The 15,382-nt window shown below is 63.7% G+C and carries 16 protein-coding genes; 6 read left to right on the top strand and 10 right to left on the bottom strand.

The window, feature by feature from the left end; all coding sequences use genetic code 11:
* The first annotated feature begins 217 nt into the window (after positions 1-217).
* Positions 218-571: a nuclear transport factor 2 family protein gene (locus tag IVA87_RS23745; RefSeq protein ID WP_247308138.1), complete on the top strand. Its 354-nt coding sequence runs from the start codon at positions 218-220 to the stop codon at positions 569-571.
* Positions 572-715: 144 nt separating this feature from the next.
* Here the strand turns inward: IVA87_RS23745 and IVA87_RS23750 are convergent, their stop codons facing one another.
* Positions 716-1,804, bottom strand: coding sequence for a Zn-dependent alcohol dehydrogenase (locus IVA87_RS23750; protein WP_247278957.1), 1,089 nt, complete (start codon positions 1,802-1,804; stop codon positions 716-718).
* A 68-nt stretch (positions 1,805-1,872) separates the two neighbouring features.
* Positions 1,873-3,657: an acyl-CoA dehydrogenase family protein gene (locus tag IVA87_RS23755; RefSeq protein ID WP_247335252.1), complete on the bottom strand. Its 1,785-nt coding sequence runs from the start codon at positions 3,655-3,657 to the stop codon at positions 1,873-1,875.
* Positions 3,658-3,878: 221 nt separating this feature from the next.
* On the opposite strand from IVA87_RS23755, the gene IVA87_RS23760 reads away from it, so the two are divergent.
* Both IVA87_RS23760 and IVA87_RS23765 read left to right on the top strand, forming a co-directional pair.
* Entirely contained in the window at positions 3,879-4,580 is a 702-nt protein-coding gene (locus IVA87_RS23760; RefSeq protein WP_247308132.1) for an SDR family NAD(P)-dependent oxidoreductase, read from the top strand.
* 162 nt (positions 4,581-4,742) lie between these two features.
* Positions 4,743-5,573 carry an enoyl-CoA hydratase gene (locus IVA87_RS23765; RefSeq protein ID WP_247308127.1) on the top strand — a complete coding sequence of 277 codons (831 nt, stop codon included), beginning with the start codon at positions 4,743-4,745 and terminating at the stop codon, positions 5,571-5,573.
* Between the two features lie 69 nt (positions 5,574-5,642).
* On the opposite strand, the gene IVA87_RS23770 is transcribed toward IVA87_RS23765, so the two are convergent.
* Together IVA87_RS23770 and IVA87_RS23775 are read right to left on the bottom strand one after the other, a co-directional pair.
* Positions 5,643-6,266, bottom strand: coding sequence for a GNAT family N-acetyltransferase (locus IVA87_RS23770; protein WP_247308125.1), 624 nt, complete (start codon positions 6,264-6,266; stop codon positions 5,643-5,645).
* Positions 6,267-6,335: 69 nt separating this feature from the next.
* Positions 6,336-6,539, bottom strand: coding sequence for a DUF1127 domain-containing protein (locus tag IVA87_RS23775; protein WP_247278962.1), 204 nt, complete (start codon positions 6,537-6,539; stop codon positions 6,336-6,338).
* 110 nt (positions 6,540-6,649) lie between these two features.
* Here IVA87_RS23775 and IVA87_RS23780 point away from each other — a divergent pair, with 110 nt between their 5' ends.
* On the top strand, positions 6,650-7,549 hold the full coding sequence (locus IVA87_RS23780; protein WP_247308121.1) for a transcriptional regulator GcvA: 900 nt from the start codon (positions 6,650-6,652) through the stop codon (positions 7,547-7,549).
* A gap of 146 nt (positions 7,550-7,695) precedes the next feature.
* Positions 7,696-9,027: an MFS transporter gene (locus IVA87_RS23785; protein WP_247335257.1), complete on the top strand. Its 1,332-nt coding sequence runs from the start codon at positions 7,696-7,698 to the stop codon at positions 9,025-9,027.
* A gap of 83 nt (positions 9,028-9,110) precedes the next feature.
* Here IVA87_RS23785 and IVA87_RS23790 read toward each other — a convergent pair whose 3' ends face one another.
* The 3 genes from IVA87_RS23790 to IVA87_RS23800 are packed head-to-tail and all read right to left on the bottom strand — an operon-like array spanning position 9,111 to position 11,772.
* Entirely contained in the window at positions 9,111-9,524 is a 414-nt protein-coding gene (locus IVA87_RS23790; protein WP_247308115.1) for a Rieske (2Fe-2S) protein, read from the bottom strand.
* Between the two features lie 52 nt (positions 9,525-9,576).
* Positions 9,577-10,689 carry an amidohydrolase family protein gene (locus tag IVA87_RS23795; RefSeq protein ID WP_247308112.1) on the bottom strand — a complete coding sequence of 371 codons (1,113 nt, stop codon included), beginning with the start codon at positions 10,687-10,689 and terminating at the stop codon, positions 9,577-9,579.
* A gap of 24 nt (positions 10,690-10,713) precedes the next feature.
* Entirely contained in the window at positions 10,714-11,772 is a 1,059-nt protein-coding gene (locus IVA87_RS23800; RefSeq protein WP_247308109.1) for an amidohydrolase family protein, read from the bottom strand.
* Positions 11,773-11,950: 178 nt separating this feature from the next.
* Between IVA87_RS23800 and IVA87_RS23805 the strand changes: the two genes are divergently transcribed.
* Positions 11,951-12,433 (top strand): CinA family protein, encoded by a 483-nt coding sequence (locus IVA87_RS23805; protein WP_247308107.1) that lies wholly within the window; start codon positions 11,951-11,953, stop codon positions 12,431-12,433.
* Positions 12,434-12,704: 271 nt separating this feature from the next.
* Here IVA87_RS23805 and IVA87_RS23810 read toward each other — a convergent pair whose 3' ends face one another.
* The 3 genes from IVA87_RS23810 to IVA87_RS23820 all read right to left on the bottom strand — a co-directional run bounded on the left by IVA87_RS23810 (position 12,705) and on the right by IVA87_RS23820 (position 15,379).
* Positions 12,705-12,980, bottom strand: a complete 276-nt coding sequence (locus IVA87_RS23810; protein ID WP_247281690.1) for a DUF1488 family protein — start codon at positions 12,978-12,980, stop codon at positions 12,705-12,707.
* A gap of 169 nt (positions 12,981-13,149) precedes the next feature.
* Positions 13,150-13,761 carry a tetratricopeptide repeat protein gene (locus tag IVA87_RS23815; RefSeq protein ID WP_247308102.1) on the bottom strand — a complete coding sequence of 204 codons (612 nt, stop codon included), beginning with the start codon at positions 13,759-13,761 and terminating at the stop codon, positions 13,150-13,152.
* Positions 13,762-13,909: 148 nt separating this feature from the next.
* The gene (locus tag IVA87_RS23820; RefSeq protein WP_247308099.1) at positions 13,910-15,379 is read right to left on the bottom strand and encodes an AMP nucleosidase; all 1,470 of its coding nucleotides are present in this window, start codon (positions 15,377-15,379) and stop codon (positions 13,910-13,912) included.
* Positions 15,380-15,382: the final 3 nt, after the last annotated feature.

The raw sequence follows: 15,382 nt of genomic DNA on the forward strand, positions 1-15,382 counted from the left end.
CCGAAAGATCCCACGGTCGGGACGAAGAGCTGGCCTGCAATCGAACAAAGAGCTGATCATAAATCTTGACACACCAAACCCCCATGTGAGCAATCCAGACTGTACCCGCAGAGACATTTCTGAATTGCTTTTCTTCGCTCGCAATGACGGCGGTAAAACAACATCGAGATTCCGGGGCTAGCGCTACGCGCATCTCGGACGGGAGGAGAGAGAGGCCATGAGCAACGATCTCGAACAGCTCACCGCACTCAACCGCGACTATGTCGCTTCGGTCCAGAACTGCGACGTCAAGCGCTTCGACGAGATCCTGGCGGCGGAGTTCTACTGCTCCAATCCCGACAAGACGCTGGTCGACCGTGCGGCCTTCCTGGAGCAGACGGCGCGGCCGATCGCGATCCGCAATCTGCATGAGCACGACGTCATCATCCGCATCATGGGCGATTTCGCCATCATCCACGCCGCGACGAGCTACACCATGGCGGACGGCCAGCATGCTACGGGACGATATACCGATTGTTGGGCGAAGCAGAACGGCAAGTGGCTGGCGGTGTCGGCGCACGTGTCACGGTGAGTTAGGCACACAGCCGGCATCCCCGGCGCTATCATGCCCCGCGAAGGCGGAGCATCCAGTACTCCGCGGCGGTTCGTTCACGCAACTTCCGTCGCAGCGTATTGGATCGCCCGGTCAAGGCCGGGCGATGACACAGTGGTTGTGTCAGCTATCGAACACGATCACGCTGCGCAGCGTCTTGCCGGCTTTCATGTTGGCAAAGCCCTCGTTGATCTCGCTTAGCTTCAGCTTGGCCGAGATCCAGTCCTCCAGGTGCAGCCGGCCGCGCAGGTAGAAATCGACCAGGCGCGGCATGTCGACGCGGAAATGGTTGGAGCCCATCGAGGAGCCCTGGATCTTGCGCTCGCGCAGGAAGTCGAAGCCGTGCAGCTCGATCTTCTGTCCGAACGGGATCATGCCGACGATGGTCGCGGTGCCGCCGGAGGCGAGCATGCCGAACGCCTGCTCGGCGGTCTCCTTGCGGCCGAGCACCTCGAACGAATGATGCACGCCGCCATTGGTGAGGTCGCGCACCTGCTTCACGACGTCACCATCGGCGGGATTGATGATGTCGGTCGCGCCCAGCTTGGTCGCGAGCTGCAGCTTGGCCGGATTGGTATCGATGGCGATGATGCGGCCGGCGCCGGCGATCTGCGCGCCGTTGATCGCGGCCATGCCGACGCCGCCGCAGCCGATCACCGCCACGGTCTCGCCGGCCGTCACCTTTGCCGTGTTCACCACCGCGCCATAGCCGGTGATAACGCCGCAGCCGATCAGCGCGGCGAGATCGAGCGGCATTTCCTTCCGGATTTTGACGATCGCATTCTCGTGCACCAGCATCTGCTCAGCGAAGGACGAGAGGTTAAGAAACTGGTGCAGCTTCTCAGGTTTCGCCCACTGCATCCGGTCGGAGACGCCCGGCAGCATCTTCACCGTCGTGTCGGTGCAGAGCACGGTGCGACCCGTCGTGCAATTGTCGCAAGTGCCGCAGAAGACCGAGAGGCAGGTGACGACGTGATCGCCCGGCTTGACGTAAGTGACGTCGGAGCCGACCTGTTCGACCACGCCGGCGGACTCGTGCCCAAGCACCGCGGGTAACGGATGCGGATAGAGGCCTTCCATGAAGTGCAGATCGGAATGACAGAGCCCGGCGACTGCGGTGCGGATCAGGACCTCGCGCGGGCCGGGCTTCGGCAGGCTGATGTCCTCGATGACGAGCGGCTGATTGACTTCATAGAGGACGGCGGCCTTCATCGGTGTTTCCTCATGCTGTTTCGTTGAGTGCATTCCTCACCTCTCCCTATGGGAAAGGTGAAAGGAGCCTACGCCGCCAGAACCAGTTCGCCAACCTCGCTCATGGTGGCGTCGCGATCGCCGAGCAGCAGCGCGGCGATCTTCTGCTGCACTGGATTTTCCGTCAGCCGGAACGGATCGCTCGGCAGGACGCGATGGTCGATCACGAGCCGCGACAGCAGCAGCCGGCGCGCGTCGCCGCGCATGTCGTGGATGCGATGCGATTCCCAGGCGAGCGCGACGGCGCTCGCGACATGATAGAGCAGGCTGGTGGCGCGCCGCGCATCGGCCTCGTATTCGACCTTGGCAGCGACCTCTCGCGCGAAGCCGACGGCGCCATCGGTGAGGCGGCGCAGATTATCGCGCCAGGCCTGTGGCACGGAGGCGCTGTCGTCGAGCTGGGCATGCAGATCGGCCGCGAGCGCGGACTCCGCGCCATGACGGCCGACCGCGCGCCGCAGCGCATCGATCGCGACAATGTTGCCGGTGCCTTCCCAGACCGAGCCGAGATGCGCATCGCGCAGCAGGCGCGCGGTGGCGAATTCCTCGATATAGCCGATGCCGCCGCGCATCTCGAGCGCATCTCCGCAGACCTTTCGCGCGTCGCGCGTGGCGCGGAACTTCAGCGTGGGGGTGAGAATGCGCAAGAGCGCCGCCGCATCCTGGCTGCCGGCTTCGGCGCGGTCGAGCGCGTCGGCGGTGAGGAAGCTCATCGACAGCGCTTGCTCGACCGGCAGCATGATTTTCAGCATCTGCCGGCGACCGAGCGGCAGGTCGATGATGCGATTGCCGAACACGACGCGGTTCTTCGCGACGGCAAGCGCGTCGTGATAGGCCCGGCGCATCAGCGCGGTGGATTTGACACCATTTGAGAGCCGCGACGAGTTCACCATCTCGGCCATCTGCACGAACCCACGGTCGAGCTTGCCCACTGCGTAGGCGATCGCGCCTTCGAGCTTGATCTCGCCCGAAGCCATCGAGCGGGTGCCGAGCTTGTCCTTGAGACGCACGATCCGGTAGCTGTTTTGCGAGCCGTCGTCGAGGAAGCGCGGCATCAAGAACAGGCCTACGCCGCGCGTGCCCGGGCCGGCGCCTTCAGGACGCGCCAGCAGCATCACGATCTTGGCGTCGGCGTTCGAGCAGAACCATTTTTCGCCGTAGAGGCGCCAATGGTCGCCTTCCTGCACCGCGCGGGTCGTCAGCGTGCCGACGTCGGAGCCGCCTTCTTTCTCGGTCATGAACTGGCCGCCCTGGGTCAGCTTGCTCATGTCGGTCTGGGTCAGGCCATCCAGATATTTCGCCTTCAGCGCTTCACTGCCGAAATTCGCCAACAGTTTTGCGCAGCCGTCGGTGACGTTGATCGGGCAGCCCATGCCGAATTCGGTCTGGTTGAACAGGAAGGTGAAGGCGTGCTTGGCCACCACGGGATATTTGTCCGGCCAGCCCATGATGCCCTTGCGGATCGAGAGCGCGTGGATGCCGAATTCGCCGAACGCGGCCTTCTCTAGCTCGCGATAGGCCGGATGATACTCGATCCATTGTATGTCGCGGCCGAACTTGTCGCGCTGATGCAGGATGGGCGTGTGCCGGTCGGCAAGCCGCGCGCATTCGTCGAGCTGGCCGCCGGCGAGTTCGCCGAGGCGATCGAGATGCGGCTCGATATGGCGGAACAGCGTGTCCGGCAGATGGATGCGCAAGAGGTCCGTCAGTCCGGGATCGGCGCGGTAGAAATTCATGCCAGTGGTATCGGGTGCCAGCAGGCCGGATGGCTCGACCGCGATACGTGCTGGCGGCGCTGGGATCGGCTTGTGCATGATCGTCCTCTCGTTTCCGCCCGACGGCAATTCTTTGCGCTTGCCGCTTGGGATGATGTCGATCATGCTCCAGAGGCGAATGCGGATAAAGCCGCAAATCGTCAGGGCGGCATGATCGCCGTGAGGGAGCAATTCACTCTGCGGAATTGTGACCGCCCCGGCTGGTCGTCCGCGCAGACCATGCTTAGATCAACGGCTCCTTGTCTGCGAGAGATCACGCCATGGAACACCCAAAATACAGGATCGCGCTCATCATCGGCGCCGGCGAAGGATTGAGCGCCTCGCTGGCAAGGCTCTTTGCGGCCCAGAACATCCGCGTCGCCCTTGCCGCGCGCAAGATCGAGAAGCTGGGCGCGCTCTGCACCGAGACCGGGGCCAAAGCCTATGCCTGCAACGCCACGGAGCCAGAGGAGGTTGAGCGATTGTTCGGCCTGGTCGAGCGCGAGATCGGCACGCCCGACCTCGTCGTCTACAACGCCAGCGGGCGCACGCGCGGACCGCTCGTCGACCTGGTCCCTGCCGATGTCGCGCACGCCATCGCGGTCAGCGCTTATGGCGGCTTCCTGGTGGCGCAGCAGGCGGCCAAGCGTATGCTGCCGAACAGGCACGGCGCGATCCTGTTCACCGGCGCCTCCGCCAGCGTCAAGGGCTATGCGCAGTCGGCGTCGTTTGCGATGGGCAAGTTCGCGCTGCGCGGACTCGCACAGAGCATGGCGCGCGAATTGTCGCCGCAGGGCATCCATGTCGCGCATTTCGTCATCGACGGCGCTATCCGCAGCGCGACGCGGACCGAGCCGGCCGACAAGCCGGACTCGATGCTCGACCCTGACGCCATCGCGCAGAGCTATTGGAACGTGTTGCAGCAGCCGCGCAGCGCCTGGAGCTGGGAGCTGGAGCTGCGGCCATGGGTGGAGACGTTTTGAGGCGGTGTTTTGAGGCAATAACGTCACAACAATCGTCATCGCGAGCGAAGCGAAGCAATCGAGATATCTTCGCGGAGACAAACTGGATTGCTTCGTCGCCAGCGCAGACTTGCGTCGCAATTTTGTCGCGGGCTGCTCGCCATGACGAAGAGAGGGAGCGACATGACCACGGAAACCACCATCGATACCGGCACCAACGAGCTGCTCTGCGTCATCCGCGAGCGCGTCGCTGTCATCACGCTGAACCGGCCGGAGGCGCGCAACTCGCTGTCCGATACGTTAACGCCGGCGCTGCGCACGATGATCCGGAGCTGCGGCGAGAACCCTGATGTCGGCGCACTGCTGCTCACCGGCGCGGGCGAAGCGTTCTGCGCCGGCGGCAACGTCAAGGGCATGGGTGCGCATCGCGATTCAAAGAAGCTGGAGATGTCGCTTGAGGATCGCATCGCCGATCTCCAGGAGCGGCAGCGCCTGCTCACCGGCGCGCTGGTGTCGGTGCGCAAGCCCACCATCGCCGCCCTACCCGGCCCCGCAGTCGGCGCCGGGCTTGCCATCGCCATGGCCTGCGACATCCGCATCGCCGCGCAATCTGCGTTCGTTGCCACCGGCTACGCCCGCATCGCGCTCAGCGGTGATTACGGCATCGCCTGGCTGCTGACCCGGCTGGTCGGCACCGCGCGGGCGCGCGAATTGATGTTCACCGGCGATCGCGTCGATGCCGCGCGCTGCGAGGCGATCGGCCTCGTCAATCGCGTCGTGCCCGACGACTTGCTGCAAGCCGAGGCTTTCGCGCTGGCCAAATCGCTCGCCGAAGGCCCTCGCCTCGCGCTGCGCTACATGAAGGACAATCTCGACGAAGCCCTGCTCTTCGACTTCGAGACCGCGCGCGACCACGAGGCCGAGCGGCTGGTGCGCCTCACCGCGACCGCCGATCACAAGGAGGCCGTGCAGGCCTTCATCGAGAAGCGCAAGGCGGTGTTCACGGGGAAGTAGGCCGAAGAAGGCTGCGTGAAGGCAAAAAAATGCCCGGCTCTGGCTTGGCCAGGCCGGGCTCGGAGTGTGTCAGGCCGAGGCTGAGGGGCTGTCGGCCTGACGGGAAAGGGCGGCGAGGCGCCAGCTCGCACAGGGAATGTCTTTCGGTGCGACCGCGATCTTCTTGTCGAAGCGCACCAGCTTCCAATCGTCGGGATGATTGACGAAAGCGAAGCCGGATTTGCGGGCGAGCGAGATCATGGTCTCGTTGGAGCGCAGCGTCTCGCCAAAGATGTGCTCGGCGCGCAGCGCAGCGGCGCGGCATTCCAGGTTCTTCAGAAGCGCAGTGGCGATGCCGTGACCGTGCCAGCGGTCGTCGACCGACAGGCCGAACTCGACCGCTGCGGTCTCGGCATGGAGCGCATAGCGCATTTCGGCGACGATAGTCTCGAAGCCGTCGACCATCATGGTCGCCACCACGGTGAAGCGCTCGCGCTCTCCGACATCGAGGAAATCGTGCAGGAGTCCCTTCGGCAATTCGCTGATCGCGCCGAAGAAACGGTTGTAGCGGGACCGGGTCGAGAGCGACCGGAAATAATGCTGGAGCTCCTCTGTGTCGCGCGGCTCGGCGAAGCGAACATTGAGCGTCTCACCCTGCCGGGTGCGCAGCGAATCGGAATATTGCCTCAGGTCTTCCAGACGAAGCGTACTCATGACACATGCCGCAAAGGGAAAGGGACCGCCGGCGCCCCTGTGATCAGGCGGCGCCGGCCTGGCGGCCGATCAGGCCCGCCAGAAGGGTTTGTCGGCTTCATAAGCCACATCGCTCCAAGTCAGGCCGACGTCCTGCAGATCACGCGCAGTCCAGTTGGTGAGCTCGCGCCGGGTCCGGTAGCGTTCGTGCCAGATGTGGAGGGTGTCGCCGATCTGGTGGATCAGGCTCGGCGCATGATGATTTGTCATCGAATTTTGGGTCAAGGTAGACATCTTCAGCTCCTAGAGCTAACCTGAGCGCTAATATCTGCCTGCTGCTGCGCCGCGACAAACGACAATTTGTACCTTTCCGCATGAAATAACGTCATACATCCTGCTGCCAAATGACTGCCAGATTGCCATCCCTGAACGGATTGCGAGCGTTCGAGGCCGCCGCGCGCCATCTCAGTTTCACGTTGGCGGCGACCGAACTGAACGTGACCCAGACCGCGATCAGCCATCAGATCCGCAGGCTGGAGGAGGAGCTCGGCATCCGCCTGTTCGTCCGGCAGAACCGCGCGCTGACGCTCACGCCGGAAGCGCGTGACTATTTGCCGGGCGTCCGCGCTGCCTTCAACGATCTCCGCCTCGCCACCGACCGGTTGCTGCGCAAGGACGACGACAAGGTGCTGACCGTGTCGACGCTGGCTTCGCTCGCCGCAAAATGGCTGCTGCCGCGGCTAACCGATTTCCAGGAGCAGCACCCCGGCATCGACGTACGCATCACCACCTCGACCAGTCTTGTCGACTTCCAGCGCGACGACGTCGATGCCGCGATCCGCTACGGCCGCGGCCAGTGGCCGGGCTTGCGTGCCGACTGGCTGATGGCGGACGAGCTGTTTCCGGTGTGCAGTCCCTCCCTACTGCGCGGCGACAAGCCGCTACGCCGGCCCGAAGACCTGCGAAACCATTCGCTGCTGCACACCTCGAATGCCAACAGCGACGATTGGCGGCTGTGGCTGACGGCGGCGGGCCAGCCAGCCGATATCGCCAGGCAGCCCGGCATCACTTTCGACATGATCTTCATGACCATCCAGGCCGCGATCGACGGCATCGGCGTCGCGATGGGCCGGACCTCCTACGTTCAGGACGATATCGCCAAGGGCCGCCTCGTGGTGCCCTTCAAGATCGCGCTGCCGGCCGATGCCGGCTTCTACCTCGTCTCGCCGGAGGGCCGCCGCGAAGCGCCGAAATTGGCCGCTTTCCGGGACTGGATGATCGCTGCGACGCAAAACAAGACCTGAACAATCATCAGCTTTCTCGGCAAAACCGATTGACTCGCCTCCCACCCTGCGGGAAGGGGTATGACAGATTGTCGCAGCATCAATCTGTCGCCTTGCCGTGAAGATGAGTTCCGGCCGGCCACGCCTTTCCAAAGGGGGAGACCGCAATGGCTGGATCAGCCGCATCGACCAATCCACCCGCAATCAAGTCGCGCATTGGCGCCATCCTGCGCGCCACCTCCGGCAATTTCCTCGAGCAGTTCGACTTCTTCCTGTTCGGCTTCTACGCCGCCGCGATCGGCAAGGCGTTCTTTCCCTCCACCGATGAAACAGCGTCGCTGCTCAACACCTTCGGCGTGTTCTGGCTCGGCGCCTTGATGCGCCCCGTCGGCGCGATCGTGCTCGGCGCATACATCGACCGCATCGGCCGCCGCCAGGGCCTGATCGTCACGCTCGGCATCATGGCCTTCGGCACCGTCGTCATCGCGTTCTGCCCGAGCTACGCGACCATCGGTATCGCGGCACCCGTCATCGTGCTGATCGGGCGCCTGCTGCAGGGCTTCTCCGCCGGTGTCGAGCTCGGCGGCGTGTCGGTGTATCTTGCGGAAATCGCAACGCCCGGCAATCGCGGCTTCTACACCTCGTTCCAATCGTCGAGCCAGCAGGTCGCGATCTTCGTGGCTTCGATCCTCGGCTTCATCCTCTCCGAGGTGATGCCGGCCGACACCGTCGCCGCTTGGGGCTGGCGCATTCCCTTCTTCGTCGGCTGCCTGATCATTCCGCTGATCTTCGTCCTGCGGCGGACGCTGGAGGAGACGCCAGCCTTCCTCGCCATGAAGAAGCACCCGACGACCAGCGAGGTGTTCGCCTCCGCGCTCGCCAACTGGCGCATCGTCATCCTCGGCATGATGATCGCGATCCTGACCACCACGACGTTCTATTTCGTCACGGTGTACACGCCGACCTTCGGCAAGACCGTGCTGAAGCTGTCGACACAGGACGCGTTGCTGGTCACGCTGCTCGTGGCAGTCACCAATTTCATCTGGAATCCGGTCGGCGGTGCGCTGTCCGATCGCATCGGCCGCAAATCGGTGCTGCTCGCCATCGCCGGCCTCTCACTCGTCACCGCCTATCCTGCGCTGCACTGGCTGGTGGCGGCGCCGACTTTCGGCAAGCTGCTCGCAGTTGAGATGATGTTTTCGTTCTATTTCGGCGTCTACAGCGGCACCATGCTCGGTGCTCTCGTCGAGATCGTGCCGGCGCATGTGCGCACCACCTGCTTCTCGCTTGCGTTCGCGCTCGCCGCCGCGCTGTTCGGCACCTTCACGCCCCTCGCCTCGACCTGGTTGATTGAGGGGACCGGCGACAAGGCCTCGCCCGGCTTCTGGCTGATGTTCGCAGCCCTGCTCGGCATCATCGCGGCGTCGACGGTGTATCGCGGCGGCGGCAAGGCAGTACCGACCTACGATGCCGTGCCGGAGCCGGTGGCGGGACACTGACGGTCACTCCGGAGGCACGCTCCTTCACCTCTCCCGTAAAAACGGGGCGAAGGAGCACACCTCCGCTGCGGTCGCAGTTCAGGCTACAATTCCACCACCACGTAGTCGCTCTCGACCTTCACCGGGATAGTCTCCGCGACATACGGCCCCTTCACCACGGTCGCGCCCGGCTCGACATGGGCCGGATAGGCCTTCACGCGGAAGCGGCGGGGATCGCAATAGGACTGGCCGGTGCGGATGTCGAACTCCCAGCCGTGCCAGGGGCAGCGGATGATCTCGCCGAGTTTCGTATATTGGATCTCGCCGGGATCGTTCGATTGCGCGAGGCCGATCAGCGGGCCCTCGCACAGCGCCGCGCCCTGATGCGGGCAGCGGTTCATCAGGCCGAAATACTCGCCCTTGACGTTGAACACCGCGATCGGCCGTCCGTCGATCTCCAGTAATTTTCGCGTGCCCGGCGGAAGCTCGTCGACCGCGGCAATCACATGGCGCGCCATATCTGTCTCTTCCGCATGATCTTATCGAAAAACCGCTTCACACTTTTTCGGATCATGCGGCTAGTCCGTAGAGCTTCTTGGCATTGCCGAGATAGAACGCCTCGCGATTGGCTTCGCTGACGCCGGCCGGCAGCACGCGCGAGGGCTCATCATAGTCCCAATGCGGATAGTCGGTCGCAAACAGGAGGCGATCCCAACCGATCCAGTTGATGACGTCGAACAGCTCCTCGCGGCGCTCCGGGTCCTCCATCGGCTGCGTCGTCCACCACACCTGCTCGCGGATATATTCGGACGGCGGCCGCTTCACATGCGGCACCTCACTGCGCAGCCGCTGCCAAGCCTTGTCGAGCCGCCACGCCAGCGACGGCGCCCAGCCGAAGCCGGCTTCGATCATCACCATCTTCAGTTTCGGGAAACGCTCGAACACACCTTCCAAAACCAGACTCGCGAGCGCCGATTGCTGGCACTGCGAATGTCCCACCATCTCCTCGATGTAATAGGAAGGCCAGCCCGACGGCGTGATCGGATTGCCGCCGAAGCCGAAGGCGTGCACGCCGACGGGAAGGCCGGCTTCTTCTGCGGCCTGATAGATCGGCCAGTAGCGGCGCTGGCCGAGCGGCTCGACGTTGCGGCTGAGCAGCAGCACCTGCACGAAGTTCTTGTCGCCGGCCCGCTCGCGGATCTCGGCGGCGGCCGTCAGGCCATCTTCATTGCCGACGACGATCGAGGCCTTCAGGCGCTTGTCCTTGCTGGTCCATTTGTCGATCTGCCAGTCGTTGATCGCCGAGCACAGCGCGGCCGAGAGTTCGTGATTGCGGATGCCCTGGCCGGTGTTGAGCGGATTGAGCACGCCGAGTTGCACGTTGTTAGGGTCGAGCAGTTGCTTCTGCATGAAAGACAACGAAGAGCCCTGCGGGCCGCCTTCCGGCGGATAGGCGTCGCGGCGCGAGGCGTTAGGCTGGGCCTTCGGATAGGGCGGGCCTTCCATCATGCCCTGATAGGCGTGGACGCCATAGATGTCGAGGTGATGCTGCCAGCGTTTGGCGAGGTAGGGATAGAGCTCGGTGTGGGTGGCGCGGGCCGGATGGATGTCGCAATCCGCGATCGCGGTTTTCGCAGTCAGTGGGGAAGCAGCTTCTGGACTTTCGCGAAACTGGATATTCATCGCCTTGCCTCCTTTGGCAGCGGGCTAAGTCAGGCGGGGATAGGTCGCATACGGATTGTCGATCATGATCTTGCGCACGAGATCGGGGGACAGACCTTCGGGCAGCGCCTCCTGGCCATCGAACTGCCAGTGCGGATAGTCCGTGGAGAATAGGACCAATTCGTCCGACTGCATATGATCAAACAGCCGAATTAATGTCTCCGGTTCCGGCGGCGCATCAAAGGGCTGTAACGAGAAGCGAATGTTGCTGCGCACAATCTCCAGCGGCGCGCGATCGACCCAGGGCGTCTCCATCCGCACCCCGCGCCAGAACTTGTGCAGGCGCCAGAGATAGGGCGCGATCCAGGAGACGCCGGACTCCAGCATCACCATTTTCAGTCGCGGATATTTGGCGAACACGCCCTCGACGATCAGGCTGGTGAGCTGGGTCTGGAACGCCTGGGCCTGACCGACATAATCCTCGATGTGATAAGACCCCCACCCCACAGCAGTGGGCGGATTGTGGTAGGCGGAACCGGCGTGGACGCCGACCGGGAGTTCCAGCCGTTCCGCAGCTTCGTAGATCGGCCACAGCGCACGCTTGCCGAGCGGTATGTCGCCCATGACCAGCATGAGCACCTGCACGAAGCGGCGATCTTGCGCGCAGCGCTCGATCTCGGCGACCGCCTTCTCGACGCTTTGCGTGGGGATCACGATCGAGCCGCGCAGGCGCGGATCGCGATCGAGCCACTCCTTCACGAGCCAGTCGTTCAGCGCGCGGCAGAAGGCCGCCTGCATGTCCTCGGAGAACACCATCTGCACGCCGTACAGAGGATTGCAAATGGCGAGCTTGAGCTGGAAACGATCGAGCACATGGCGCTGCATGTCCTGCAGGCTTTCGCCGGGCTTGCCCTTCTCGGGGCGCCAATCGGGACGCGCCACGATCGGCGAGTTCTGCGGATAGGATTGCGAGACGAGATCGACCATGCCGCGCGTCGTCACCTGATCGCGCCAATAATCGTTCAGGTACGGCAGCAGACTGGTCAGATGCGGCACGGCCGGATGCACGTCGCAATCGACAGCGCCGGCGATCAGGGACGCCATGACATCTCCTTCACGTTTCCCTGTGGAGTTCTTAATCTCGTCTTCTCGCGGGCAGCGCCTGGCCGCCCCGCTTTGTCTCCGCCATTCAAGCAGGCCTGCCCGCCGCCTGCAACTCGGCCAAGGCTTCCGTCTATGCTAGCAAGGCTGATCACAGTTGCGAGGATCAGAGGTGAAGGACATGAAAGAACTCGTCGGCATTGCGGAACAGGTCGCGGCCAAACTGATCGCGCGCAAACAGACGATTGCGGTGGCAGAATCCTCGGCCGGTGGCCTGATCTCGGCCAGCCTGCTCGCCGTGCCCGGCGCGTCCGCCTATTTCCTCGGTGGGACCGTGGTCTACACGCGCGACGCCAGGCGCGTGCTGATGGATATTTCGGACGACGGCATGAAGGGCTTTCGATCCTCATCGGAGCCCTACACGAAACTGCTTGCCGAGCGGATGCGAACGCGCTTCGGGTGCGACTGGGGCCTGTCCGAAACCGGCGCCGCCGGTCCCACCGGCAACCGCTACGGCGACGCCGCCGGCCATAGCTGCATGGCGGTGGCGGGCCCTACGGCAGAGGTGATGACGCTGGAGACGGGCAGCAACGACCGGTTCGGCAACATGCAGGTGTTCGCGGCAGCGGCGCTGAGGTTGTTGCTGAAGAAGCTGCAAGCCTGACGCAAGGTAGGGCGATCGCATATGACTTTTGGAGGCGCCTGAGCGCACGCCTCGTCCTTCGAGACGACCGCTTCCAGCGGTCTCCTCAGGATGAGGCCACGTTGGCGCTCGTTGAAACTGTTCCCGCACACTCCGCCCTCATCCTGAGGGCCTGCCGAAGGCGGGCGTCTCGAAGGATGGCCGCAGGCGAGGAGTGTTGCGATCGCCCTGCCATCGCAAACAGAGCTTTGAAGAACGACGGCGGGGGCTGGCGCTCGTGGTTCAATGGATCTCACCTCGCCAAATGCCGCGTGAAAATCCGCACCACGTGCCCCTTCACCCGCGGCGCTTCGTCGTAGAGGTCTGACGCGATCCGCTCGATGGTCTCGCGCAGCGACAGGAATTGCGCCTGGCGCGCGCTGCTTTCGGTGCCCTGCATGCCCGCGAGTTCGTCCATCGCGGCGTCGCTGATCTGGCACTGCACCACATCGCCATCGTTCAGCATGGTGAAGCGAAAGGCCAGCCGTTCGAGATCATGGCCAATGATCTTGTCGCGCATGAGTGGCATCAAGTCGTCCCGGTCGAGCCCCCGCGCCGGACAATGCTGAAAATTTCTTCGCTTGTCACCATGTCCAGGGGTGGGTTAGCCTAGGGCGTAACCCACCTATTGTCGCGATAGTGAACTACGCCGAGCGGACTGCGCTTCGTACAGCGGCAGGCCTGACCCGCCTGCGTTCTCAGTAAACGAGGGCAGCGCCTGTGGGTTTCTCCAGCGCAGTCGCCAGGGACTTGTACTCCTCGCAATCACGCCCGCAGATCGCAGCGATGCGGTCCAGGTGAAACATTGCCTGCTCGCGGTTGCCCTGCTCGAGCTGCCAAAGCCCATAATACTGCCAAGTCAGCACGTGATTCGGATCGGCCTTCAGCGCGCGCTCGTACCAAATCTGCGACTGCTTGTAGTCGCCGAGCTTGCGATATGAGTAACCGATGAGATTGGCGACGGCAGGATGATCGTCGTGGCCGAGCGCCTTCAATTGCTCGATCGCGACCGCATAATCGTTGCGCTCGTAGATCGTGTCATAGGCCGCGCGGTAGCCGGCCGCGAATGCGGGATCACCGATGCTGGACTGGCTGTTCGGCTTCTTGCCTTTCTGGGTTGCCCTTGGGTTGGAGCGTTTCGGGTAGCTGGGCTGCGCTTTCTGATCCGAATAGGCGCCCGCATAGGGGTCCGTGGAGCTGACGCCACCACCTCCACCGCCTCCTCCACCGCCCGCGGCCAAGACCGGCGAAGCGAACAGCGCCGCTGCGAACGTTCCCAGCACGACGATTCTGATCATCGCTGTGATCATTCCTATCTCCTGCTTCTGCGGCCCCGGATGACGTGATAACCCTGTCATGGCGGCGATATTCCGGAATGATTGCGCTCTCACGGAGACGCCAGCGTCGGGCGTGCGACAGTCTTGCTGCCAGATCCTGCCGGCAAGCGGGAGGGACGCGCTACTGAAACGCGACCTCGGCGAAACTCCTCAGCTTTCGCGAATGCAGCCGCTCCGATTCCTGCTGCTTGAGCCGCTCCAGGGCCTTCAGGCCAATCTCGAGATGCTGGCCGACGCGACGGCGATAGAACTCGCTGGCCATGCCCGCGAGCTTGATCTCGCCGTGCAGCGGCTTGTCGGAGACGCAGAGCAGCGTGCCGTACGGGACGCGGAAGCGGTAGCCATTGGCGGCGATCGCGGCCGATTCCATGTCGAGCGCGACCGCACGTGATTGCGACAGGCGGCGGATCACCGCCGGCCCGGAAATCTCCCAATTGCGGTTGTCGACGCTCGCGACGGTGCCGGTGCGCATCAGCCGCTTGAGCTCGAAGCCTTCCAGCCCGGTGACGTCCTCGACCGCCTCCTCGAGCGCAACCTGCATCTCGGCCAGGGCCGGGATCGGCACCCACAGCGGTAGCTCGCGATCGAGCACATGATCCTCGCGCACATAACCATGCGCGAGCACGTAATCGCCAAGCCGCTGCGTGTTGCGCAGGCCTGCGCAATGGCCGAGCATCAGCCAGGCATGCGGGCGCAGCACGGCGACATGATCGGTGACGTTGCGCGCATTGGACGGGCCGGTGCCGATATTGATCAGGCTGATGCCGCGATAGCCGGGCGCGACCAGATGGAAGGCCGGCATCTGCGGCACGCGCAATGGCGGCGTGCCGCTGATCGAGCCACCATTGCGCGTGATGACATTGCCCGGCGCGACAAAGGCTTCGAGGCCAGCCTCGCCGGACTGAAGCCGTTGCTGGCAGAGCTGCGCGAAGGCGTCGACATAGAATTGGTAATTGGTGAAGATGACGAAGTTCTGGAAGTATTCGGGATCCGTGCCGGTGTAGTGATAGAGTCGGCGCAGCGAGTAATCGACGCGCGCAGCGCGGAACAGGGATAGCGGCTCGGGCGCGCCGGGCTGGAGCTCGAAGGTGCCGTCGGCGATCGAATCGTCCATCGTGGCGAGATCAGGCACATCGAACGCATCGCGCAGCGAGCGCGTGATGGCCGAGTTCTCGCTGGTGGTGATGGCGGCTTCGATGTTGATGTCGCGGCGATAGGCGAAGTGGATCGGGATCGGCTCGGCGGATTCCCCGATCTCGACGGGAACACCGTGGTTCTGAACCAGCAGGCCGATCTGCTCGGTGAGATAGGCGCGGAACAGATCCGGCCGCGTCACGCTGGTCTCGTGCACGCCGGGACCGGCGACGAAACCGTAGGACAGGCGCGAATCCAGCCGCGCATGCGTCGCGGTGGTGACGCGGACGAAGGGATAATAGGCCCGTACCCGCGTCGTGACCGCTTCGCCGCCAACATAGGCCTCGAACCGGTCGCGCAGGAATTTCGTGTTGCGCTCGTAGATCTCTTCGAGACGGGCGACGGCAAGGCCGGCGTCGGAGAAGGATTCAGTGGCGATGGAGGGTGGAGATTGCATGCT

The organism is Bradyrhizobium sp. 147, from assembly GCF_023073935.1.
In the GTDB taxonomy this organism is placed as follows: domain Bacteria; phylum Pseudomonadota; class Alphaproteobacteria; order Rhizobiales; family Xanthobacteraceae; genus Bradyrhizobium.